The sequence below is a fragment of the Rouxiella aceris genome (assembly GCF_012933545.1).
Lineage (GTDB): Bacteria > Pseudomonadota > Gammaproteobacteria > Enterobacterales > Enterobacteriaceae > Rouxiella > Rouxiella aceris.
Map to the genome: position 1 here is coordinate 39,438 of NZ_JAADJU010000010.1, position 22,723 is coordinate 62,160.

At 50.8% G+C, this 22,723-nt stretch carries 22 protein-coding genes and 1 pseudogene; 13 read left to right on the forward strand and 10 right to left on the reverse strand.

All coding sequences use genetic code 11. From position 1 onward, the window contains the following. Position 1 precedes the first annotated feature (1 nt). The 5 genes and pseudogenes from trpD (at position 2) to GW590_RS17910 (ending at position 5,637) form a co-directional block, all read left to right on the forward strand. Positions 2-1,605: pseudogene (trpD, locus tag GW590_RS24420) on the forward strand (bifunctional anthranilate synthase glutamate amidotransferase component TrpG/anthranilate phosphoribosyltransferase TrpD). Between the two features lie 3 nt (positions 1,606-1,608). Then, entirely contained in the window at positions 1,609-2,973 is a 1,365-nt protein-coding gene (gene trpCF, locus GW590_RS17895; RefSeq protein WP_169404445.1) for a bifunctional indole-3-glycerol-phosphate synthase TrpC/phosphoribosylanthranilate isomerase TrpF, read from the forward strand. Positions 2,974-3,074: 101 nt separating this feature from the next. Continuing rightward, positions 3,075-4,265, forward strand: a complete 1,191-nt coding sequence (gene trpB, locus GW590_RS17900; protein WP_169404446.1) for a tryptophan synthase subunit beta — start codon at positions 3,075-3,077, stop codon at positions 4,263-4,265. Continuing rightward, positions 4,265-5,071: a tryptophan synthase subunit alpha gene (trpA, locus tag GW590_RS17905; protein ID WP_169404447.1), complete on the forward strand. Its 807-nt coding sequence runs from the start codon at positions 4,265-4,267 to the stop codon at positions 5,069-5,071. Before trpB ends, trpA begins: the two co-directional genes overlap by 1 nt. Positions 5,072-5,322: 251 nt before the next feature. Beyond that, positions 5,323-5,637, forward strand: a complete 315-nt coding sequence (locus GW590_RS17910; RefSeq protein ID WP_169404448.1) for a BON domain-containing protein — start codon at positions 5,323-5,325, stop codon at positions 5,635-5,637. Between the two features lie 82 nt (positions 5,638-5,719). On the opposite strand, the gene ompW is transcribed toward GW590_RS17910, so the two are convergent. After that, positions 5,720-6,355, reverse strand: a complete 636-nt coding sequence (ompW, locus tag GW590_RS17915) for an outer membrane protein OmpW (RefSeq protein ID WP_169404449.1) — start codon at positions 6,353-6,355, stop codon at positions 5,720-5,722. A gap of 281 nt (positions 6,356-6,636) precedes the next feature. Here ompW and GW590_RS17920 point away from each other — a divergent pair, with 281 nt between their 5' ends. Continuing rightward, positions 6,637-6,993: a YkgJ family cysteine cluster protein gene (locus GW590_RS17920; protein ID WP_169404450.1), complete on the forward strand. Its 357-nt coding sequence runs from the start codon at positions 6,637-6,639 to the stop codon at positions 6,991-6,993. A gap of 57 nt (positions 6,994-7,050) precedes the next feature. Here GW590_RS17920 and GW590_RS17925 read toward each other — a convergent pair whose 3' ends face one another. Continuing rightward, positions 7,051-8,061 (reverse strand): glycosyltransferase family 9 protein, encoded by a 1,011-nt coding sequence (locus tag GW590_RS17925; protein WP_169404451.1) that lies wholly within the window; start codon positions 8,059-8,061, stop codon positions 7,051-7,053. Positions 8,062-8,389: 328 nt separating this feature from the next. Here GW590_RS17925 and GW590_RS17930 point away from each other — a divergent pair, with 328 nt between their 5' ends. The 3 genes from GW590_RS17930 to yciA all read left to right on the forward strand — a co-directional run bounded on the left by GW590_RS17930 (position 8,390) and on the right by yciA (position 10,442). Then, positions 8,390-9,142, forward strand: a complete 753-nt coding sequence (locus GW590_RS17930) for a YciC family protein (protein WP_169404452.1) — start codon at positions 8,390-8,392, stop codon at positions 9,140-9,142. Between the two features lie 186 nt (positions 9,143-9,328). Then, positions 9,329-9,868 carry a septation protein A gene (locus GW590_RS17935; protein ID WP_169404453.1) on the forward strand — a complete coding sequence of 180 codons (540 nt, stop codon included), beginning with the start codon at positions 9,329-9,331 and terminating at the stop codon, positions 9,866-9,868. Positions 9,869-10,001: 133 nt separating this feature from the next. Continuing rightward, a complete protein-coding gene (gene yciA, locus GW590_RS17940; RefSeq protein ID WP_169404454.1) occupies positions 10,002-10,442 on the forward strand; it encodes an acyl-CoA thioester hydrolase YciA in 441 nt (146 codons plus the stop codon). A 130-nt stretch (positions 10,443-10,572) separates the two neighbouring features. On the opposite strand, the gene GW590_RS17945 is transcribed toward yciA, so the two are convergent. Further along, positions 10,573-11,313 (reverse strand): energy transducer TonB, encoded by a 741-nt coding sequence (locus tag GW590_RS17945; protein ID WP_169404598.1) that lies wholly within the window; start codon positions 11,311-11,313, stop codon positions 10,573-10,575. A gap of 245 nt (positions 11,314-11,558) precedes the next feature. Here GW590_RS17945 and GW590_RS17950 point away from each other — a divergent pair, with 245 nt between their 5' ends. After that, a complete protein-coding gene (locus GW590_RS17950; RefSeq protein WP_169404455.1) occupies positions 11,559-11,855 on the forward strand; it encodes a YciI family protein in 297 nt (98 codons plus the stop codon). A gap of 149 nt (positions 11,856-12,004) precedes the next feature. After that, the gene (locus GW590_RS17955) at positions 12,005-12,172 is read left to right on the forward strand and encodes a YnfU family zinc-binding protein (RefSeq protein ID WP_169404456.1); all 168 of its coding nucleotides are present in this window, start codon (positions 12,005-12,007) and stop codon (positions 12,170-12,172) included. 51 nt (positions 12,173-12,223) lie between these two features. On the opposite strand, the gene GW590_RS17960 is transcribed toward GW590_RS17955, so the two are convergent. Next, positions 12,224-12,403 carry a YciY family protein gene (locus tag GW590_RS17960; protein ID WP_169404457.1) on the reverse strand — a complete coding sequence of 60 codons (180 nt, stop codon included), beginning with the start codon at positions 12,401-12,403 and terminating at the stop codon, positions 12,224-12,226. A 394-nt stretch (positions 12,404-12,797) separates the two neighbouring features. Between GW590_RS17960 and cls the strand changes: the two genes are divergently transcribed. Together cls and GW590_RS17970 are read left to right on the forward strand one after the other, a co-directional pair. Further along, the gene (gene cls / locus GW590_RS17965; protein ID WP_169404458.1) at positions 12,798-14,258 is read left to right on the forward strand and encodes a cardiolipin synthase; all 1,461 of its coding nucleotides are present in this window, start codon (positions 12,798-12,800) and stop codon (positions 14,256-14,258) included. Positions 14,259-14,363: 105 nt separating this feature from the next. Next, positions 14,364-14,693 (forward strand): HI1450 family dsDNA-mimic protein, encoded by a 330-nt coding sequence (locus tag GW590_RS17970; RefSeq protein ID WP_211186826.1) that lies wholly within the window; start codon positions 14,364-14,366, stop codon positions 14,691-14,693. Positions 14,694-14,932: 239 nt separating this feature from the next. Here GW590_RS17970 and oppF read toward each other — a convergent pair whose 3' ends face one another. The 6 genes from oppF to GW590_RS18000 all read right to left on the reverse strand — a co-directional run bounded on the left by oppF (position 14,933) and on the right by GW590_RS18000 (position 22,598). Next, on the reverse strand, positions 14,933-15,955 hold the full coding sequence (gene oppF / locus GW590_RS17975) for a murein tripeptide/oligopeptide ABC transporter ATP binding protein OppF (protein WP_169404459.1): 1,023 nt from the start codon (positions 15,953-15,955) through the stop codon (positions 14,933-14,935). After that, positions 15,952-16,956 (reverse strand): ABC transporter ATP-binding protein, encoded by a 1,005-nt coding sequence (oppD, locus tag GW590_RS17980; RefSeq protein ID WP_169404460.1) that lies wholly within the window; start codon positions 16,954-16,956, stop codon positions 15,952-15,954. Before oppD ends, oppF begins: the two co-directional genes overlap by 4 nt. A gap of 10 nt (positions 16,957-16,966) precedes the next feature. After that, a complete protein-coding gene (oppC, locus tag GW590_RS17985) occupies positions 16,967-17,872 on the reverse strand; it encodes an oligopeptide ABC transporter permease OppC (protein ID WP_169404461.1) in 906 nt (301 codons plus the stop codon). A gap of 18 nt (positions 17,873-17,890) precedes the next feature. Then, a complete protein-coding gene (gene oppB / locus GW590_RS17990; protein ID WP_169404462.1) occupies positions 17,891-18,811 on the reverse strand; it encodes an oligopeptide ABC transporter permease OppB in 921 nt (306 codons plus the stop codon). 193 nt (positions 18,812-19,004) lie between these two features. Further along, positions 19,005-20,651: an oligopeptide ABC transporter substrate-binding protein OppA gene (gene oppA, locus GW590_RS17995; RefSeq protein ID WP_169404463.1), complete on the reverse strand. Its 1,647-nt coding sequence runs from the start codon at positions 20,649-20,651 to the stop codon at positions 19,005-19,007. Between the two features lie 1,302 nt (positions 20,652-21,953). Continuing rightward, complete coding sequence (locus GW590_RS18000; protein ID WP_169404464.1) at positions 21,954-22,598, reverse strand: YchE family NAAT transporter; 645 nt, start codon at positions 22,596-22,598, stop codon at positions 21,954-21,956. Between the last annotated feature and the right edge of the window lie 125 nt (positions 22,599-22,723).

Consider the following 22,723-nt stretch of genomic DNA (forward strand, 5'->3'; position numbering starts at 1 on the left):
GATGGCCGACATTTTACTGATCGATAACGTCGATTCTTTTACCTACAACCTGGTGGACCAACTGCGCGCCAGCGGCCATAACGTGGTGATTTACCGCAATCAGATCCCGGCGGACATTATTGTTGAAAAGCTCAGCCAGCTGGAAAATCCGGTGCTGCTGCTCTCGCCAGGACCGGGGACCCCGTCACAAGCGGGCTGCATGCCAGAGCTGTTGCAACGTTTACGTGGCCAGTTGCCGATTATCGGTATCTGCCTTGGTCATCAGGCAATTGTCGAAGCCTATGGTGGTCATGTCGGTCAGGCGGGCGAGATCCTGCATGGTAAAGCCTCTTCTATCACCCATGACCAACAAGCGATGTTTGCCGGTATGCCTAACCCGCTGCCCGTTGCCCGTTACCATTCTCTGGTCGGCAGTCAGATCCCGTCGGGTCTGACCGTCAATGCTCGCTTTGGTGACATGGTAATGGCCGTACGCCACGATCGGGACCGCGTTTGCGGCTTCCAGTTTCATCCCGAATCCATTTTAACGTCTCAGGGCGCCCGTCTGTTAGAACAGACCCTGGCCTGGGCTTTGGCGTAAGAGGAACCGTCATGGAAACGCAAAATATTGCAGGTATTCTGGAAAACCTTTACCAGGCCCAAACGATGACCCAGCAACAGAGTCAACTGCTGTTTAGTGCCATTGTCAAAGGTGAACTGGAGCCTGCACAACTGGCAGCCGCTCTTATCAGCATGAAAGTACGCGGTGAACAACCGGCAGAAATTGCCGGAGCTGCCCAGGCGCTGCTGGCGGATGCCGAGCCTTTTCCGCGCCCCGATTATCCGTTTGCCGATATTGTCGGTACCGGCGGCGATGGCACCAACAGCATTAATATTTCTACCGCCAGCGCCTTTGTTGCTGCGTGCTGTGGTGCCAGCGTAGCCAAACATGGCAACCGCAGTGTTTCCAGTCGCTCGGGGTCGTCCGATTTACTGGCCGCCTTTGGCATTCGTCTGGATATGCCAGCCGAAGCCTCACGGGCGGCGCTGGATGAGTTAGGGGTGTGTTTTCTGTTTGCACCGCAATATCACACCGGTTTTCGCCATGCGATGCCGGTACGCAAAGCGCTGAAAACCCGTACGCTGTTTAACGTGCTGGGTCCGTTGATTAATCCGGCAAGACCGCCGTTGGCGCTGATTGGCGTCTACAGCCCGGAACTGGTGAAACCCATTGCCGAAACGCTGCGCACCCTGGGTTATCAACGCGCGGCCGTAGTACACGGCGGCGGCATGGATGAAGTAGCGATCCACGCCCCGACCCAGGTGGCGGAGCTGAAAGATGGCGAGATCACCACCTTTGAGCTGACGCCGCAGGACTTTGGTTTGGACAACTATCCGCTGTCGGCACTGCTCGGCGGCGAACCTGAAGAAAATCGTGACATTCTGGCACGCTTGTTACAAGGTAAAGGCGACCCGGCCCATGAAGCTGCGGTAGCGGCCAACGTGGCCATGTTACTGCGCCTTTTCGGTCAGGAAGATTTAAAACAAAATGCCCAACAAGCGTTGGCAGCAATGCGCAGTGGTGAACCCTACCAACGCGTTCGCGCATTGGCAGCAAGAGGATAAGTGATGCAGCAGGAAACCGTGCTCCACAAGATTGTTCGTGACAAAGAAGTCTGGGTCGCGGCGCGAAAAGAACAGCAGCCCCTGGCCAGTTTTCAAAATGAGATCCACCAGAGTCAGCGCAGTTTTTATGACGCGTTGCAAGGGGCCAGAACCGCCTTTATTCTTGAATGCAAAAAAGCATCACCGTCAAAAGGCACCATTCGCGATAACTTTGATCCGGTCGCCATCGCCAAGGTATATAAAGATTATGCCTCTGCTATCTCGGTACTGACTGACGAAAAATATTTCCAGGGCAGCTTTGATTTTCTGCCGCTGGTCAGCCAAACGGTAACCCAGCCGGTGTTGTGCAAAGATTTTATTATCGATCCTTACCAGATCCATCTGGCGCGCTACTATCAGGCCGATGCCATTTTGCTGATGTTGTCGGTGTTGAATGACGAGCAGTATGTACAGTTGGCCGCCGTGGCGCACAGCCTGAATATGGGAATTTTGACCGAAGCCAGCAACGAAGAAGAGCTGGAGCGGGCGATTAAACTCAATGCCAAAGTCGTCGGGATCAATAACCGCGACCTGCGCGATCTGTCTATCGATCTCAATCGTACTCGCCAGTTGGCACCGCGCGTGCCACATGGGGTCACGGTGATCAGTGAGTCAGGGATTAACGATTATGCTCATATCCGTGAGCTTAGTCGCTTTGCCAATGGTTTCCTGATTGGCAGTGCGCTGATGTCGGAACCCGATCTCACCAGCGCAGTGCGTCGCGTGCTGCTGGGTGAAAATAAAATCTGCGGTCTAACCCGTCCACAGGATGCCAATGTCGCCTATCACTCCGGTGCGCTGTACGGCGGACTGATTTTCGTTGAAGGTTCACCGCGCTTTATTGATAGCACCCAGGCGCGACTGGTACAAAGTGGCGCCCCGCTAAAATACGTCGGGGTATTTCGCAATGCGCCGATCGAAGCCGTGGCTGACAAGGCCAGCGCCCTGCACCTGTTTGCCGTGCAACTGCATGGCGATGAAGATCAGGCCTATATCAACGCGCTGCGGGAACAATTGCCAGCGGACTGCCAGATCTGGAAAGCCCTGAGCGTGACCGAGACTATGCCGCTGCGAGATCTGCAGCATGTCACCCGCTATGTGCTTGATAATGGCAAAGGCGGCACCGGTCAGCGTTTTGACTGGAGCACGTTACAGGGTGAAAAGCTCGACAACGTGCTGCTGGCTGGCGGACTGGGCGCAGATAACTGCGTTGAGGCTGCACAGCTGGGTTGCGCCGGGCTGGATTTTAACTCTGGCGTCGAGCGCGAACCCGGCATTAAAGATGCGGATAAAATTACCGCAGTATTCCAGACGCTGCGCGCTTATTAAATCGAGCTGATACCCATGCTGGCTGTTGCCGCCAGGCCGCAACAGCCAGCAATCCTCCGCGGTATTGCAGCGCCTTACTTGGTTAGACAGGAAGAGAGACTATGACTTTACTTAACCCCTACTTCGGCGAATTTGGCGGTATGTATGTACCGCAAATTCTGATGCCAGCGCTGGTGCAGCTGGAAGAAGCCTTTGTCAATGCCCAGAGTGACCCTGAGTTTCAGGCTGAGTTTATCGATCTGCTGAAAAATTATGCCGGTCGTCCTACGGCCTTGACCCTGTGCCGCAATCTCACCGCAGGCAGCAAAACCAAACTTTACCTGAAACGTGAAGATTTGCTGCACGGCGGCGCGCATAAAACCAACCAGGTTTTAGGTCAGGCACTGTTGGCCAAGCGCATGGGTAAAACCGAAATCATCGCCGAAACCGGTGCCGGTCAACACGGTGTTGCCTCGGCCCTGGCCTGCGCCCTGCTCGGGCTGAAATGCCGCATTTATATGGGAGCCAAAGACATTGAGCGTCAGTCTCCCAACGTCTTCCGTATGCGCCTGATGGGCGCGGAAGTGATCCCGGTTCATAGCGGCTCGGCGACACTGAAAGATGCCTGTAACGAAGCGCTGCGCGACTGGTCTGGCAGCTATGAGACATCGCACTATATGCTGGGGACGGCGGCAGGTCCGCACCCTTACCCGACCATTGTGCGCGAATTCCAGCGCATGATTGGCGAAGAAACCAAGGCCCAGATGCAAGAACGCGAAGGCTGCCTGCCTGATGCGGTGATTGCCTGCGTTGGTGGCGGATCCAACGCCATTGGCATGTTTGCCGATTTTATTGACAACACCTCCGTCAGACTGATTGGCGTTGAGCCAGCAGGGCTGGGGATCGAAACCGGCCAGCACGGTGCTCCGCTTAAACATGCGCCAGTGGGCATCTATTTCGGTATGAAAGCGCCGATGATGCAAACTTCCGAAGGACAGATTGAAGAGTCCTATTCAATCTCTGCCGGTCTCGACTTTCCGTCCGTGGGTCCGCAGCACGCCTACCTGAACAGCATTGGCCGCGCAGAATACGTGTCGATCACCGATGATGAAGCGTTGGAAGCCTTTAAAGAGCTGTCTCGCCACGAGGGGATTATTCCTGCACTGGAATCCTCCCACGCCCTGGCCTATGCATTAAAAATGATTAAAGAAGAACCCAACAAGGAGCAGATCCTGGTGGTAAACCTTTCTGGTCGCGGCGATAAAGATATCTTTACCGTACATGACATCCTGACTGCACGGGGAGAAATCTGATGGAACGTTATCAACAACTGTTCAAACGTCTGGAGAGTGAAAAAGCCGGTGCATTCGTGCCTTTCGTCACCCTTGGCGATCCCAACCCCGAGCTGTCGCTGGCGATTATTGACACGCTGATCGAAGCCGGTGCCGATGCTTTGGAACTGGGTATTCCCTTCTCCGATCCGCTGGCAGATGGCCCGACCATTCAAAACGCCAACCTGCGCGCCTTTGCCGCCGGGGTAACGCCGACGCAGTGCTTTACCATGCTGGCACGGATCCGCGAAAAACATGCCGATATTCCCATTGGCCTGCTGATGTACGCTAATCTGGTGTTTCATAATGGCATCGATAACTTCTATCAGCGCTGTGCGGAAGTGGGCGTCGATTCGGTGCTGGTTGCCGATGTGCCGCTGGAAGAGTCCGCTCCGTTCCGGGCCGCAGCGATGCGTCACGGCGTGGCACCGATTTTTATCTGTCCGCCAAACGCCAGCGACGATCTGCTGCGCGAAATTGCCTCTCATGGCCGTGGTTACACCTACCTGGTCTCTCGTGCCGGTGTTACCGGTACCGAGACGCGCGCCGTTACGCCGCTTAATCATCTGACCGCCAAGCTGAAAGAATACCACGCAGCGCCACCGTTGCAGGGTTTTGGTATTTCCGAACCGGCACAGGTGAAAGAGTCGCTGGCTGCGGGCGCAGCCGGAGCGATTTCAGGGTCGGCAATTGTGCGCATTATTGAAAATAACCAGCATCAGCCAGCTGAAATGCTGGCGCAGCTCTCACGCTTTGTGAGTGAGATGAAAGCCGCTACCCGTAGCTAATAAGCTGATAGCAAACCCCATTTTCATTTTAGCAACACAAAAGCCTCAGACATTCTGTGACTGAGGCTTTATTTTTTTAGGCCATTTACATTTTTTTAACGGCCAAAATTGTATATCCCGTCCTTTTGAACCACAATTAACGCGCTGATTATTAATTATTCTTAATCAGTGCGTCGTCGTATTTGAGAATAAGAAGAATATTGTTCTCTGACATCTTAGTTTCTGATAACAAGTGGCAAGGAGAGTAAGCTATGAAGCTATTAAAAAGTCTTTCAGCTATGTGTATGGCGGTCGTTGTGGTTTCAACACTTGCAGCCTGTGCGCCGACAGCCAAACAGGAAGGGACGGGTGGCTATCTTGACGATACCGTGGTGACCACCAAAGTGAAATCGGCTCTGCTGGCAGATAAAACCATCAAGTCGCGGGAAATTGGCGTGGAAACTTTTAAAGGCCGTGTACAGCTAAGCGGATTTGTCTCTTCGAAAGCCGAACAATATCGTGCAGTAAGCGTCACCCAGGGTGTAGCGGGTGTTCGTTCCGTTGAAAACGATATGCGTATCAAGTAACGATCGCGCAAGATAAAAGGCGTCAATATGGCGCCTTTTATCATTACCCGCAGATTGAGTGACACTGTCTGCCCGATAAAGCTTAAAACTTATAACCCACGGAGAACATAAACACCCACGGATTGATCTGGGTTTTTACGCTTTGCTGTTCGCCATCGGCTTTAAATCTCGCGGTAGTATTAATATCCAGCCACCATACCGACGCATTCAGCAACCAGTCTTTATTCAGGTTGTAGTCCAGCCCTGCCTGCGTTGCCAGCCCCCATGAGTGTTTCAGACTGAGATCGGTTAAGTTGGCGTCAGATCCCGTTTGATTAAAATGCGCATCATAGAAAGTGGTGTAGTTTACGCCCAGCCCCAGGTAAGGCCGCAGTTTGTCTTCTTTATTTCCAAAATAATACTGCGCCATCAGCGAAGGTGGCAGCTGTTTAACGCTGGCAATATCGCCAATGCCGTTAAGACCGATTTTATGCTTGAACGGCGTCGCCGCCAGCAATTCCATACCGATGTTATCGGTCCACATATAGCCTAATGTCAGACCAAGTTGCGTGTTATTGCTGACATCAAAGGATCCCAGCGATCCCAACACACTTGGTGAATTTGCGGTAGGCCGAACGGTGGCGGTCCCGGCGCGAACAATGACATCCCCTGCCTGATTAGCACTGGCTACCGTTGGCAAAACGGCGGCGGCGAGAAGCGCCCAATATGCTGCTTTCATTATCCATTCCTTTACTGTGGTTATTTATGCGTATATAGCCACATTTGATAAAAAATTGGTTGTGGTGAGATCAAATTTTTATATGAAAATTGATGTAAATGCACTTCGTTAAATTCAACCTAACCAACTAAAAACAAAGGAATTGATCTAAATCAAAAAAGGCACTTTTACCCTGCTCTTGGCGTCTACAGCTATCCGTTGCAGAGAAGAAATGAAACGGGTATTTTGCCTACTCACTGTTGGTTTTGGTTTGTTCTTTCCGTTTACGGTCACTATCCAAGATGAACAAGATTGATAATCCCTGTATCTCCTGTGGCGCCTGTTGCGCCTTTTTCCGCGTTTCATTTTATTGGGCTGAATGTGCAGAGGCTGGCGGCAAGGTGCCGCTGGCGTTGACCGAGCAGGTCACGCCCTTTCTGAGCTGTATGCAAGGAACCAACGCGCGTGTACCGCGCTGCGTGGCGTTAGAAGGTGAGATAGGTAAGTCGGTAAGCTGTTCTATTTATCTCAACCGGCCTGGTACTTGTCGGGAATTTGATCCATCAGGTTTGGACGGTGTCAGCAATGAAGCCTGCGATCGTGCTCGCGCACATTACGGCTTGCCGCCGCTGATATCGCTGGCAAAACAGGAGGGGTAGAAACAACAATGCCGGAGTGATCCGGCATTGTTGATGGCGCAGGCCAGGTGCGAACTATTACGCTGGGGTCAGCACTTTTTCGCGCAGTTCGATAAACTGGCGACAAACGTCATCGACCTCCAACAGGCCAACATTTTCCTCTGGGGCCTTAATGACCGCACAAGGAACCTGCCATGGCCCCCAGTAACAGGCATCGCTATTGCCAAACAGTGCCACCACCGGCTTATGCACGCCGGCGGCAATATGCAAGGCACCGCCGTCACTGGTAATAATCTGGTCGCAGAGCGACATCGCTGCCATCAGCTCACGGATGCTGCGCGTGGGGATTGCCGTAAGGTTGATATCTTCGCAAGCACTGATAATGCGTTGGGCATTAAGGTCATCACCGGGATGCTCCGGATTGTCTGAAGCCCCCGGGGACCAGAACAACACCAGCTGGCAGGCTTCACGGGCGCAAAGACGATGTGCCAACTCGATAAACTTATCGATTTGCCAGCGCTGCTTCGGTTTACGCGCGCTAATTTGCAGGCCGTAGACCGGCAGATCTTTTTTGAGCGGGTATTTGGCGGCCATCTGCGCTACTTCATGCTCGGAAACATAGAGTTCCAGCGGCCCGGGGGTCTCATTGATCCCCAGCGGCGTAGCAAGTGCATTCAGCGATTCTACGATGTGCACATTCTTGAGTGGCAGCACCTGGTCGGTAACGCACTCGGGAGACTCGTTGCCGATGGCAATGATGCGTTTGGCACCTGACAGTTTAGCCCATAGCAGTGGACGTTTATCTGAGCTGCCAACAATGGCCACATCGTAACGCGCCAGACGAATGGACAAAATGGTTTTTAACCGTTGCAGATAGACGCCAACCAGGGTTTGCCCGGGTTTACGATGGTGTGATTTGCAATAGAGGTGAACTTTACCAATATGCGGGTTGCCCTCTAGCACATCTTTATTATAGGTATTGACCAGCAAATCGACGCTGGTGTTTTTTTGCCCGGCAAGTGTAGCAATAAGCGGCGTAGTGAGGATCAAGTCACCAATATTATCACGTCGAATTAATAGAATTTTCATAATCGCTGCTAAGATAACTAAACAGACTGCATCCTAGATTTACAAAAAAAAACAATCAAGTCTCTTTACGCAAAAATAGCGGTTTTTCATTTATTTAAATACCAGGGGAATTATTGGCGAAAGCCATTGTCTGTTGATCTATTGCTTAAAAATCCACTTATTAATCTGCTATAAAGCGCTAATCTCATCGCCAGAAGGCAACCCCGCCGCATGAGTTAAACAGAAAACAGCTTGTGATGATTAGCGGCGTGTCAGCGAGTCAATTACAGGGTACAATCCCGATTCGAAAAAGTAGTCTTTCGCCACTCGATTTTGCCAAGGAGCCTTCATGCCTATCACGGCCAGTTCGTTGTACCGTGACAGTTTCAATTTTTTGCGCAATCAACTCGGCAGCATTTTGCTGCTAGCCCTGTTGACCGCATTTATTACCGTCATACTTAATCATGCTTTTACACCGGGCAGCGATCAAATTAGCTTGCTTAGCAGCGGCAACGATGCCCTTTCTGATACCACGGGGATGAGTATTCAGCAAATCATCCAACAGATGACCCCGGAACAACAAATGGTGCTGTTAAAAGTCTCTGCAGCGGCCACCTTTTCTGCATTGATCGGCAATGTACTATTGGTGGGCGGCATGCTGATGCTTATCCAGCAGGTGTCCCAGGGTGTGCGCACCAGCGCACTGCGCTCCATTGGCAGCGCGGCACCCATTTTGCCCCGCCTGCTGCTATTGATGCTGCTGTGTACTATCGTGGTGCAGTTGGGTCTGACGTTGTTTATTGTGCCTGGTATCGTGATTGCCATTGCCGTTTCTCTCGCACCGGTCATTACGGCCAGCGAAAAAGTCGGCATCTTCCGCTCAATCAAACTCAGTGCCAAACTGGCGTTTGCCAACACGCGACTGATCGTTCCCGCCATCATGCTGTGGCTGGCAGCCAAAATGCTGGTGCTGTTGGCGGTAAGTCACCTGAAATTTCTCGGACCTGAAGTGGCCACTATTGTGTTGAGCGCAGTCAGTAATCTGATTTCAGCTTACTTGCTGATCTATCTGTTCCGTTTATATAGCAAACTGCGCAGCTGATCGTTGAGAAGAGATAAAGGGGCGCAGTGAGGCCCCTTTGTTTGATAAAATGCCTGGTAAATCCACCGGACTTAAACAGTCTCCGCCTTTCCCTGTCATCGTCCAGACCAGCGGCTAAAGTTTGCCAGATGAAGCCAGTGACAGGATCCGGTATAGTCAGAGCTTATCAATAATATGGAATGAAGTATGAAGCAGCTTCTTGATTTTCTTCCCCTGATTGTTTTTTTTGTTTTTTATAAGCTTTACGACATTTACGTTGCCTCAGGCGCACTGATTGCCGCCACTGCAGTGGCATTGATCCTCACCTGGCTCAAATACCGCAAAGTAGAAAAAATGACCTTGGTCACCTTTGCTATGGTGGCGATATTCGGTACCCTGACCCTGGTTTTCCATGACAATCTGTTTATTAAATGGAAAGTCACGGTGATTTACGTGTTGTTCTCCGGTGCCCTGCTGGTTAGTCAGTTGGTTTTAAAGAAACCCTTGATTCAGCGTATGCTGGGCAAGGAGCTGACACTGCCTGAAAGCGTCTGGGGCAAACTGAATATCGCCTGGGCCATCTTCTTTTTACTTTGTGGCCTGGCCAATATCTATGTGGCTTTCTGGTTACCCGAAAATGTCTGGGTCAATTTTAAAGTTTTCGGCCTGACGGTTCTGACCCTGCTATTTACGCTGTTAAGCGGCATTTATATTTTTAGACATATGCCGGAAGAAGAAAAAAAATAGTCTTGATTCTGACGTAGGCTCACGGATGTTCCGCAAACAGGTAAAGGGTGTAGTCAGACGGCTGCTAATCCGCTTTCTACCCACTGTCAGGATGTGAGCCTGAATTTCGATTTTCAATGTGAAGCCCATCGATATGAACGAAAAACATAAGTTACCCAATGGCGAAATGGTGTTACGCACCCTGGCCATGCCTGCAGACACTAATGCCAATGGCGATATCTTCGGCGGCTGGTTGATGTCACAAATGGATATGGGAGGCGCAATTCAGGCAAAGGAAATCGCTAAAGGCCGCGTAGTCACCGTGCGCGTTGACGGTATGACTTTTCTTAAGCCGGTTGCCGTGGGTGATGTGGTTTGCTGCTATGCGCGCTGTATCAAGACCGGTAATAGCTCGATCACCATTAACGTGGAAGTCTGGGTGAAGAAGGTTTCCTCGGAGCCAATCGGTCAGCGCTATATCGCCACCGAGGCAGTATTTACCTATGTCGCCGTGGATGACGCAGGTAAATCTCGTAAACTGCCTGATGGTCGCAGTAATTTTAGCGTCGAGGACGGCAGTTCGCTGGCCGAGTGATCGAGGTTATAAAAATCTGAGCGCAACAGCCTGAGAGTATTCGCGGTCGGGCAGAGTGACCGCGAATAAATGCTCGTTGCCAAAGCTTGAGGTTTTCCTCAGTTGTGGTGTGCTTTGAACCTGATTTTTATTACTCTTCGACGCCACCGCCGCCGTTAATTTTAAACACCAATGTCACTGTCAGATTTTTGGCTTCTTTAGGTTCATAGCGCCATTTACGCATTGCCGTTTTCACCTCACGCTCAAACATATTGCGCGGCTCTGCGGACAAAATTCTGACGTTATCTACACTGCCATCACTATTCACATCAAACTGTACCTTAACGCGCCCTTCAATACGCAGCGCAAACGCGCGGGCCGGATATTGTGGTTTGTCGCGATCAAGCGGGCGTGGCCCACTGCTGCTGCCTGCGGTTTGTGCCTCAGGTTTTGGCGCCGGTGCCAGCGGTGCTTTTTGTGAACTTAATGGTGAAGTCTCGGCTTTGGTGACATCCTGAGTTTTTTCAAACAGTTTCGGCTGCGGCTGCAGTTTGGGTTTCTCAACCGGTTTTTTCTCCGGTTTCGGCTTTGGCTTGGGCAGCGGTTTGGGTTCAGGCAAAGGTACAGCCACCGGCTCTGGCACAGGCTCAGGTTTGATTTCTGGCTCAGGTTCCGGCTGGGGTTGTACGACAGGCTGCGGAGGTGGTGGCGGAGCAAAGGTCGCTGGATTAACCATAGTGACGCTCATCACCTGCTGTTGTTGTCTGGGCGTTTCAGTCACATCGGTAATGGTGACATAGAGTAACGCCGCAATAACGGCACCATGGATGCCGACAGATACCATGGCGGGCAAGGTGACTTTGCGAATGAAAGAATATTTGTTTAACGGCATAGCATTGGTTAACGGCATCGTTCTTGGCTGCATAGTGTTTCAATTCTCCGTGAACCATCAAGTTTAAATGCAAATAGCAATCATATTCAACAATCAGATGAAAACTATTCTCAAATACTGCACTTTTGATTGATTCAGGACACTTTCCCTTAGCTCAGGCTTCCGATATGGTAAATAATTGCACGTGACTGGACGCTATTGCTGGGTCTGATTAGCTATTTTGACAACCATTAACAAGGTGAACCATGCTTTACGTTATCTATTCAGAAGATATTCCGAACTCATTGGAAAAAAGACGCCAGGCTCGTCCTGCCCATATTGAACGCCTGCAAGCCTTGAAAGAACAAGGGCGCGTGCTGCTCGCAGGACCGTTTCCAGCCATTGACAGCGAAGAACCCGGTGATGCCGGTATGACCGGTTCGCTGGTGATTGCCGAGTTCGAAAGTCTGGCAGAAGCCACCCGCTGGGCCGATGTCGATCCTTATATGCTGGCCGGGGTTTATCAAAAAGTTACCGTTAAACCTTTTAAAAAAACCATCTGACCACAGCGTGTCGGACGAGATGTCAGCAAGCCGTCTCGTCCGGCCGGGGTTAATTTGTCACCCAGGTGGCATAATGGAGACAATTAACAGCTCAAGCTAACTTCAGGCTTACGTGGTAGACTGGTTACCCCAACACAGAGGTTACCACTATGTCATTCTTCGACGGATTGAAGTTTTTGACCAGTCAAACCACCAAGGTCGTTTGTCCGCAATGTCAGGCAACGACTGAGCAGATCAGCAGCAAGGTGCGTAAAAACGCTACCCTGGTGTGTCCTAAATGCGGCGCGCTTTTTCGCAAGAACGAAGACAACCGCTAAAGTGGTTTGATATCAACGTAAAAAAGGCGCATCAAGCGCCCAGTCCAGGTATTACCACCATTCGTTGATTACCGAGTATAAACAAAGACGTTGATGTTGCAGAGAATGGATCTCTCGAATACGGTATATATGGCGGTAACGTCGAGACTGGCCTTCCAGCCAGCGGCTCTTGCGCCTTTGAGCCTGACGCAGCATGCGCCAGCGGCCAACTTCATTCCTGCTATGTTTCATACAACAAATCTTCCTGAAAAGGGTTCTCTGTTTAAACAAGGCCGACATTATATACCCAAAAGTTGGCAATATGCAGAGTTTGCACTGATAACCTGATGATCCTATGTCTGTTATTGAGAGTTATAGCTACGCTTAATGACAGGTCAGAGAGAAAATTTACCTTTACAGACAATTCATTAAGAGCTAGCTGATTGAAAAATAGCGTAAAATTGGTTATACCACGCAAGTCCTTGCTGCGGGAAGTCAGCCAGACCACGCCGCCCGACACTTTGCACAGCAAAGTGAATGCCGCCAGGGCGACGGCAACTTGAACGATGAAGGGTTGGCAGGGCTTTACCTTCTGCTGCCCTGAGAAAACTCACCGGATTGCTCGCGAACAGGATTTTTCGCCCCTATGACAACATTTTACACGTTAATCAGTTGGTTTCTCATCTTTGGCTATTGGTTACTGATTGCTGGTGTAACCTTGCGCATTTTGATGAAACGCCGCGCCGTACCTTCTGCCATGGCCTGGTTACTGGTTATCTATATCATCCCTTTGGTGGGGATTATTGCCTATCTCTCCTTTGGTGAGCTGCATTTGGGTAAAAGGCGCGCCGAACGCGCCAAGGCGATGTGGCCTTCTACGGCACGCTGGCTCAATGAACTCAAGGGCTGCCATCGCATTTTCGCCACCGAAAACAGTGAGATTGCCAAATCGCTGTTCCAGTTGTGCGAACGTCGCCAGGGGATTGCCGGAGTAAAAGGCAATCAGTTGCAGCTACTGACGACCAGCGACGACACACTGAAATCGATCATGCGCGATATTGAACTGGCCCGTCATAATATCGAGATGGTGTTCTATATCTGGCAACCCGGCGGTCTGGTGGACCAGGTTGCCGAATCGCTGATGGCCGCTTCGCGCCGCGGCGTTCACTGCCGTCTGATGCTTGACTCAGCCGGTAGTCTGCAGTTTTTTCGCAGTCCCTATCCATCGATGATGCGTAATGCCGGTATTGAAGTGGTCGAGGCGCTAAAAGTTAATCTGTTCCGCGTGTTCCTGCGCCGTATGGACCTGCGTCAGCACCGCAAGGTGGTACTGATCGATAACTTTGTCGCCTATACCGGCAGCATGAATATGGTCGATCCGGCGCTGTTTAAACAGGATGCCGGTGTCGGTCAGTGGGTGGATCTTATGGCCCGTATGGAAGGACCGGTGGCCACCACCATGGGCATTGTCTACTCCTGTGACTGGGAGATCGAAACCGGCAAGCGTATTCTGCCGCCAGAGCCGGAAGTCAACCAAATGCCCTTTGAGCAGGAAAGCGGTCATACTATCCAGGTGATTGCCTCCGGTCCCGGTTTCCCTGAAGATATGATCCATCAGGCACTGCTGACCGCCTCCTATTCTGCGCGGGAACAGTTGGTGATGACCACCCCCTACTTCGTGCCCAGCGATGACTTGTTGCATGCCATTTGCACTGCGGCTCAGCGCGGCGTCGATGTCAGTATCATTATGCCGTTGAAAAATGATTCGATGATGGTCGGCTGGGCCAGTCGCGCTTTCTACAATGAGCTGCTGGAAGCCGGGGTGAAAATTTACCAGTTCGAAGGCGGTCTGCTGCACACCAAAAGTATTTTGGTGGATGGTCAGCTTAGCCTGGTCGGTACGGTTAATCTGGATATGCGCAGTCTGTGGCTCAATTTTGAAATCACCCTGGTGATTGACGACGCCGGTTTCGGCAGCGATCTGGCGGTGGTACAAGAAGACTATCTTGCCCGCTCGCATCTGCTTGATACCAAAGTCTGGCTTAAACGGCCATTTTGGCATCGTATCGTCGAACGTCTTTTTTACTTTTTCAGTCCGTTACTGTAAAAGCCGCGGCGAGAGTGTTTTAATAGGCTATGTCGTAAGTGCCGGGCGTGTTTATATAATCCCACGCCGCCTTTTTGCTTATCGCACCAAAAACTATTAAACGAGATGACTATGGATCTGAATAATCGCCTGACAGAAGACGAAACCCTTGAACAAGCCTACGATATCTTCCTCGAACTGGCGGGAGATAATCTGGATCCTGCGGATATCCTGATCTTTAATCTGCAATTTGAAGAGCGTGGCGGCGCCGAGCTATACGATCCGGCAGAAGACTGGGTTGAGCATGTGGATTTCGATCTGAATCCCGACTTTTTTGCCGAAGTGGTCATTGGCCTGGCAGACGCCGACGGCGAGCCGATCAATGACGTTTTTGCGCGCGTATTGCTGTGTCGTGAAAAAGATCACAAGCTGTGCCATATCCTGTGGAAAGAATAAGCAGTGAGTTGACTGCCAGTGATAAAAAAACCCCGCATTAACACTTGCGGGGTGAGTTTGATGGCAAAGTCGTCTTGATGAGCGAGATACCCGGGCATAGCACACCTAGGGGCGCTCCGGCGGGCAAGCCCGCTACGACCCCAACGGTGCACTCTCCCTAATAATGGACTTTGTCAGCAGTCTGACCCCGCATTAACACTTGCGGGGTTTTTTATGACATCACGTCAGCAGCCACGCACTTACAGCGGATCGACTTTCAGGCAGGATACCGCGTGGCGGAAACTGCCTTCCAGTAATGGCCGCGTTTGGGCACATTCCGGCCCGGCAATCGGGCAACGCGTACGGAACACGCAGCCTGATGGCGGGTTAATCGGCGAGGGCAACTCCCCTTCCAGCAATTGGATGGTCTTGTTGCGCTCTTTATCCGGATCCGGCACCGGCACCGCTGACATCAACGCCCGGGTATAAGGGTGTAGCGGATTATTGTACACCTCGTCATAAGTGCCCAATTCCACTGAATGCCCGAGATACATGACCAGCACACGGTCGGAGATATGCTTGACCACCGCCAGATCGTGGGCAATAAAAATCAGCGACAGGCCCATTTCCCGTTGCAGTTGCTGCAGCAAATTGACCACCTGCGCCTGAATCGACACATCCAGCGCCGACACCGGTTCATCACAGATCACCAGCTTGGGTTCGAGGATCAGCGCGCGGGCAATACCAATACGCTGGCACTGGCCACCGGAAAATTCGTGGGGATAACGGTTGATCAGGTTAGGCAGCAGCCCGACCTTTAACATCATCGCCTTGACCTTCTCCTTGACCTGCAGCTTGGGCATTTTAGGATTATAGGTACGTAACGGCTCGGCAATAATTTCACCGATGGTCATACGCGGGTTTAATGACGCCAGCGGATCCTGGAAAATCATCTGAATATCGCTGCGCGTCTTGCGCCACTCGCCATCGGACATATTCAGCAGGTCTTTGCCCAGCCAGGCAACACGCCCGTCGGTGGCTTTCACCAGGCCAATAATGGCACGGGCAAAGGTGGATTTCCCGCATCCGGACTCGCCAACGACGCCCAGGGTTTCCCCTTCATACAGGCGCAGGGTGACACCGTCTACCGCTTTCAGCGTTTTGGACGGCTGCCAAAACCACTGTTTGCCATCTTTGATATTAAAGTGCACTTTCAAATCGGCAATTTCGAGCAACACTTTCTTTTCAGGCGCTGGAGGTATTACCTCAATCACTTCACTCATACTAACTCCTCCACAGGCTTGAAGCAGGCGCGCAGGCGGCCATCACCAAAGCGCTCCAGCGGTGGCGCTGTGGCACAAATTTCCATGGCAAACGGACAACGAGGTTGGAAAGGACAGCCTTTGGGTAAACGCAGCAAGTTGGGTGGATTTCCCGGAATAGTCAATAACGCGCCACCTTCGGCATCCAGACGCGGTACGGCGTTCAGCAGCCCGATAGAATAAGGATGGCTTGGCTGATAAAACACATCGCGCGCCTGGCCGTATTCCATGGTGCGTCCGGCATACATCACCAGCACCTTGTCACAAATCCCTGCCACTACGCCCAGGTCATGGGTGATCATAATAATGGCAGTATTGAACTCGGCTTTAAGCTCGTTAAGCAGAGTCATGATCTGCGCCTGGACGGTCACATCCAAAGCGGTGGTCGGTTCATCGGCGATCAGCAATTTAGGGCTACACAACAGCGCCATGGCAATCATCACACGCTGGCGCATGCCACCTGAAAACTCATGCGGGTACATTTTCATGCGCTTGCGTGCTTCCGGCATTTTAACCGCGTCCAGCATGCGCACCGATCCGTCAAACGCCTCGGAACGGCTCATATGCTTGTGCAGCATCAGCACTTCCATCAGCTGCTCACCGACTTTCATATAAGGGTTCAGCGAGGTCATCGGGTCCTGGAAGATCATCGAAATCTGCTCGGCGCGCAGTTTATTCAGCTGCTTTTGCGGCAGGTTGAGGATCTCACTGCCGTTAAATTTTGCCGAGCCACCAATCCGTCCGTTGCTGGCCAACAGGCCCATTAACGCAAAGGCGGTTTGTGATTTGCCCGAACCTGATTCGCCAACGATACCCAGGGTTTCACCCGCGCGCAGGTCAAAATTCAAATCATTGACCGCCGTGACATCGCCATCGGGCGTCTCAAAGGTGACCCGCAGGTCTTTGACGTCAAGCAAAATAGGCGCAGCAGGAGTGCTATTGTCCGTTTTAATGGTGCTCATATGACACTCCTTAACGATCTTTCGGATCGAGCGCATCACGCAGCCCGTCGCCGATAAAGTTGAAACAAAACAGCGTTACCACCAGGAAACCTGCCGGGAACATCAGTAACCAGGGAGAAACTTCCATTGAGTTGGCGCCGTCGCTAAGCAGTGCCCCCCAACTACTTAAGGGTTCTTGCGTACCCAATCCCAGAAAGCTGAGGAAAGATTCAAACAGGATCATGCTTGGCACCAGCAGCGAGGCATATACCACTACCACCCCCAACACATTAGGCACGATATGGCGCAGCACGATATTGCGGGTCGACACTCCGCTGACCAGCGCCGCTTCAATAAACTCTTTACGTTTCAGGCTAAGGGTCTGACCGCGGACAATACGCGCCATATCCAGCCAGGAAACCATGCCGATGGCGACAAAAATCAGGAAGATATTCTGTCCAAAGAAGGTGACCAGCAGGATCACAAAGAACATAAACGGAAAAGAGTTGAGGATTTCCAGCAAACGCATCATTGCCGAGTCGGTTTTCCCGCCCAGATAGCCGGAGAGTGAACCATATAGTGTGCCGAGGATCACCGCCACAAAGGCGGCAGAGACACCCACCATCAATGAGATGCGGCCACCAATGGCGACGCGAACCAGCAGATCACGGCCCGATGAGTCGGTGCCGAAATAGTGTCCGGAAGCGAGATCCGGTGCGGCAGACATCATATTCCAGTCGGTGTCGTCATAACGAAACTGCGCCAGCATCGGAGCGAAAGTAACGAAAAGCGCAATCAACGCCAGAATAATCAGACTGATGATCGCCGCACGGTTATGGATAAAGCGTCGGCGAGCATCTTGCCACAGGCTGCGCCCTTCTATCTCAAGCTGCTCGGTAAAGCTTTCCAGAGCTGCGCTGTTTTTCTTAGTTAACATCTTTGGCGTGCTCCAGCATTAATAACGAATTTTTGGATCAATAACGGCGTAGAGCACGTCGACGATCGCGTTAAACAGGATAGTCAAGGCACCGACCAGTATGGTCAGGCTAAGCACCAGCGAATAGTCACGGTTCAATGCGCCGTTAACAAACAGCTGGCCAATTCCCGGTAATCCATAAATGCTCTCGATCACCATTGAACCGGTAATGATCCCCACGAAAGCGGGCCCCATATAGGAGATCACCGGTAATAAAGCCGGTTTCAGCGCATGACGCAGAATAATGCTACGCAGCGGCAAACCCTTGGCACGCGCGGTACGAATAAAGTTGGAATGCAGCACTTCAATCATCGAGCCACGAGTGATACGCGCAATACTGGCGATATAAGCCAGCGAGAGCGCCACCATCGGCAGCACCATATATTTGAGGCCACCGCCGTGCCAGCCACCGCCGGGTAACCATTTCAACAGAATGGAGAAAATCAGTACCAGCAGAGGTGCGACAACAAAGCTGGGTATCACCACCCCGGTCATGGCAATGCCCATTACCGTATAGTCCCATCTGGAGTTCTGATTAAGCGCGGCGATCACCCCCGCCGTTACCCCCAGAACAATCGCCAACAAAAAGGCGGCCAATCCCAACTTTGCCGATACCGGAAAGGAGGTGGCGACCAGATCATTGACGCTATAATCTTTATATTTGAACGATGGACCAAAATCGCCTTTGGCCAGCTGTTCCAGGTAATGAAAGTACTGTTTATACATGGGATCATTGAGATGATATTTCGCCTCAATGTTGGCCATGACTTCTGGAGGAAGATTACGCTCGCCGGTAAATGGGCTACCGGGGGCGAGACGCATCATAAAAAACGAGATGGTGATAAGAATGAAAAGCGTCGGAATCGCTTCCAGACAGCGGCGTAAAATAAACTTTAACATTGCCCGTACCTGTTTTCTCAGCCTGTCATTACAGCTTGATAGTTTTGGCTTTAATCGTGTCAGGATCTGAAAATCATTGCTTTTCACACCGACACGGTGGCTGATAACTCAACCCTGAACATACATTGCTTGCAAAAGATCGCGGCATAAATAAAAGCAGGGCCGCTCGCGCAAGCCCTGCTTTTTAACAGTATTAGTGCTTGATAATATACAGATCTTTATCGAACACGTTATCCTGCGGATCTTTACCGGTGTATCCACCCACGTACTGTTTCACCAGACGGGCGTTAACATAGTAATAAACCGGGACGATAGCCGAGTCTTTATCCAACTGCTGTTCAGCCTGTTGGTAAAACGCAGCACGTTCTGCATCGGTTTTAACTTGCAATGCATCGGCAATCAGCTTGTCAAACGCCGGGCTCTTATAGTGCGCGGTGTTGTTGCTGCTGTTTGACAGCATGATGTTAAGGAATGACGTCGGTTCGTTGTAGTCAGAACACCAGCCGGCACGCGACACATCAAAGTTGCCCTGATGGCGAGTTTCAAGGAAGGTTTTCCATTCCTGGTTTTCGAGTTTCACTTCGACACCCAGGTTTTTCTTCCAGATGGCAGCGGCGGCAATAGCCAGTTTCTTATGCAGGTCGGAAGAGTTATACAACAGGCTGAAGGTCAGTGGCTTGTCAGCGGTATAGCCCGCTTCGGCCAGCAGTTTTCTGCCTTCGGCATTACGCTGTTCCTGGGTTTCTTTAAACCAGGCAGGTGCCGTCAGTTTGCCGCCAGTACCATCGGTGTACGGAGGAGTAAAGCCATAAGCCGGCAGATCGCCTTGGGCTTTGACTTTATTAACGATAATATCGCGGTCCAGACCCAGTTTCAGGGCAGTACGTACGCGGTTATCGGTAAATGGCGCTTTCTGGTTGTTGATTTCGTAATAGTAAGTACACAGGTATGGGTCAACGTGGACTTCTTTCGGAATATCGGATTTCAGTTTCTGGAAGAGTTCAATCGGCATATTGTTGTAGGTCATGTCGATTTCACCGCTGCGGTAGCGGTTAACGTCAGAAACTTCGGAAGAAATTGGCAGGAAGGTAACCTGAGTCAGCACGGTCTTGGCGTTATCCCAGTACTGAGGATTACGTTCCAGGACAATACGTTCGTTTACTGTCCAGGTTTTCAGTTTAAAGGCCCCGTTGCTGACATAGTTCTCAGGCTGGGTCCATTTGTCACCGAACTTCTCTACGGCTGGCTTATATACCGGCTTCATGGCGGTATGGGACAGCATTTTAACGAAATAAGGCACCGGTTCGCTCATGGTGACTTCCAGAGTGTGGTCATCAATAGCTTTCACACCAAGGGTGTCCGGGCTTTTCTTACCGGCGATAATATCGTCGATATTTACAATGTGGCCGTATTGCAGGTAGCTTTCATAAGGAGACCCGGTTTTAGGATCTGCCAGGCGCTGCCAGCTATAAACGAAATCAGCGGCGGTAACCGGTTGGCCATTGGACCATTTGGCATCTGGACGCAGATGGAAGGTCCAGACTTTAAAGTCTTTGTTTTCCCAGCTCAGTGCCACACCAGGAATAACGCTACCATCTTTCGGTGAGGTATTTACCAGGCCTTCCAGCAGGTCACGGATCACGTTGGATTCCGGAACCCCTTCCACTTTATGCGGGTCAAGTGACTGTACTTCCGAGCCGTTATTACGCACCAACTCTTGTTTGGCCGCCAGTTCAACGCCAGCAGGAACGGCAGCGGCAAAGCTGCTTACGGATGTTACCGCACCTAAAGCAACCAGGATACCGGCAGCAAGAAGGTGTTTTTTTGTGATGTTGGTCATTACTATCAACTCCGATTGTTATTATTTACCTGCGCGTCAGGCGCAAGCTAACCCCTTTCGGGTTATCCCCTTCATCTTCCAAACCACAGGCCGATGGGATACTGAACTTACCTCTTGGACTTCACTGTCTACGTCCGTCGAGAGTGGTCGGTATCACCCTTTGCTGCACCTTGAAATCATTTGGGTCTGGTTTTATTGCGGACAGGAACGAATTGCCCACGCAAAAACGACAAGTAGTCGGTCAATCCACAACGGTTGACCCTCCCCTGTTACTGCCTGTTGCGACATTCACCAGGATAAAAAAGTCAGGCGGTTAAACAGGTTAACCAAGTTGACATCTGTCCTACGGGATCACCCAATTAATAGTGAATGCCATCGCCAAATACAGCGATCAATACCTCGATAAATAGTGGCTGACTATCGCTTTTATGCACATTTTAATGCTGAAAATGTGCATAGGCACCGCAACTCCCGATAAAAAAGTTGGCGGACAGCGGTAGATTCAGCAGCACATTAAATAAGTAAACCTACTGATTATATGGACAAAAATTATGATTTATTCCAACCAGCAACGCCACTGAGGAATAGCCCTTTCAGCGGGCAGCAAAGCGTTAGTGGCATGCAGATTGTTTACTCTCCCGCTTTCCCGAAAAATAAAAATGGCTGCACCAGGTGCTTTCTCTCACGCAAAAAACCTGGCAAGAACCATCCTCGTTCTATGGATGCGGCGAAATATATTTTCGTTTAGCGACCGTCTGAAAATTATCAGAAGCCTGTAACGCGCGCCAATAAATTTTACTGAAATGTTAAGCCATCCGCTTTTATTACCCGCTAACCACTAAGGGGAAAATAGGCATCCAGCCTAAAAAAACTTACAACACATTGTTTTAATTGACTTTCTGTAAATTCCAGGCAAAAAATAAGTCATTTTCTTGCTTAAAAACAAAGCAAATACATTACATTAACATTCGTTTACTTTTAAGAATAAACCCCTGTTAAGTGCCCGGTAAACACTAATAACATCTCGATACTCCATGTACAAGCCCTACAGAATGATGTGATTAATATAACGTCAAAACGGGCAATAAAAGACAGTAAAAGTGACAAAAACAGGGAGGAAAAGCGGGATAAATAGATGCTTGAATGGAAATAGTCAGCAGAAGGCGACTTTATGCTACAAAGCGGTGCAATGGCACATTAACGGCACATTAGATGCACTATTATAAGGCGAGACAATATAAGAGAAGGTAATACTCAGGCAAAAAGACGCGCTCTTTTCACCTGAGCCAAGTTTGCAACTTCTTAAAGCAGGCCGGGGAAAGCAGCCCTGACACCGGTGACAATAAACTCGATCCCCAGTGACATCAGCAACAGCCCCATAATACGGGTAATGACGTTAATACCGGTTTGCCCGAGTAATTTCATCACTAATGGTGCCGCACGAAACAGTATCCAGCAGCAAAAAGAGAAGAAGGCGATAGCCACCGTAAAACCGAGCAAGTTTTCCCAGCCATGATACTTTGAGCTCCACACAATGGTGGAACTGATGGCACCGGGTCCGGCCATCAGCGGCAATGCCAGCGGCACGACGCCAACGTTTTCACGGATCGCTGTTTCTGATTTTTCCTGTTTGTTCTGTTTATCTTCGCCGAGCTTGCCGCTAATCATCGACATGGCAATGGTCACCACCAGTATTCCGCCGGCAATACGGAATGAATCGATAGAAATGCCAAAGATATGAAGAATAGCATCCCCTAGAAACAGCGAAGTACACAGGATAATGGCCACCGACAGATTGGCGGTCATATTAATCTTGTCGCGACCCGCTGCAGCCTGGTAGCTGGTCATGCTGATAAATACCGGCAGGATGCCGATGGGGTTAACCAAAGCAAATAAGCCTACGAAAAACTTGATATAACCTGAAAAATCCAAAAGTGTCTGGCTCACGCAGAACTCCGCATAAGTAGTGCGATAGAAGTGATTTGTGGGCGCTAATGTACTGGAATTAGTGTCCGTAAGCTACGAAGTTGTTCAGCACGTATCACCAGCTTTTTCCAATAAAGCAGTTATTA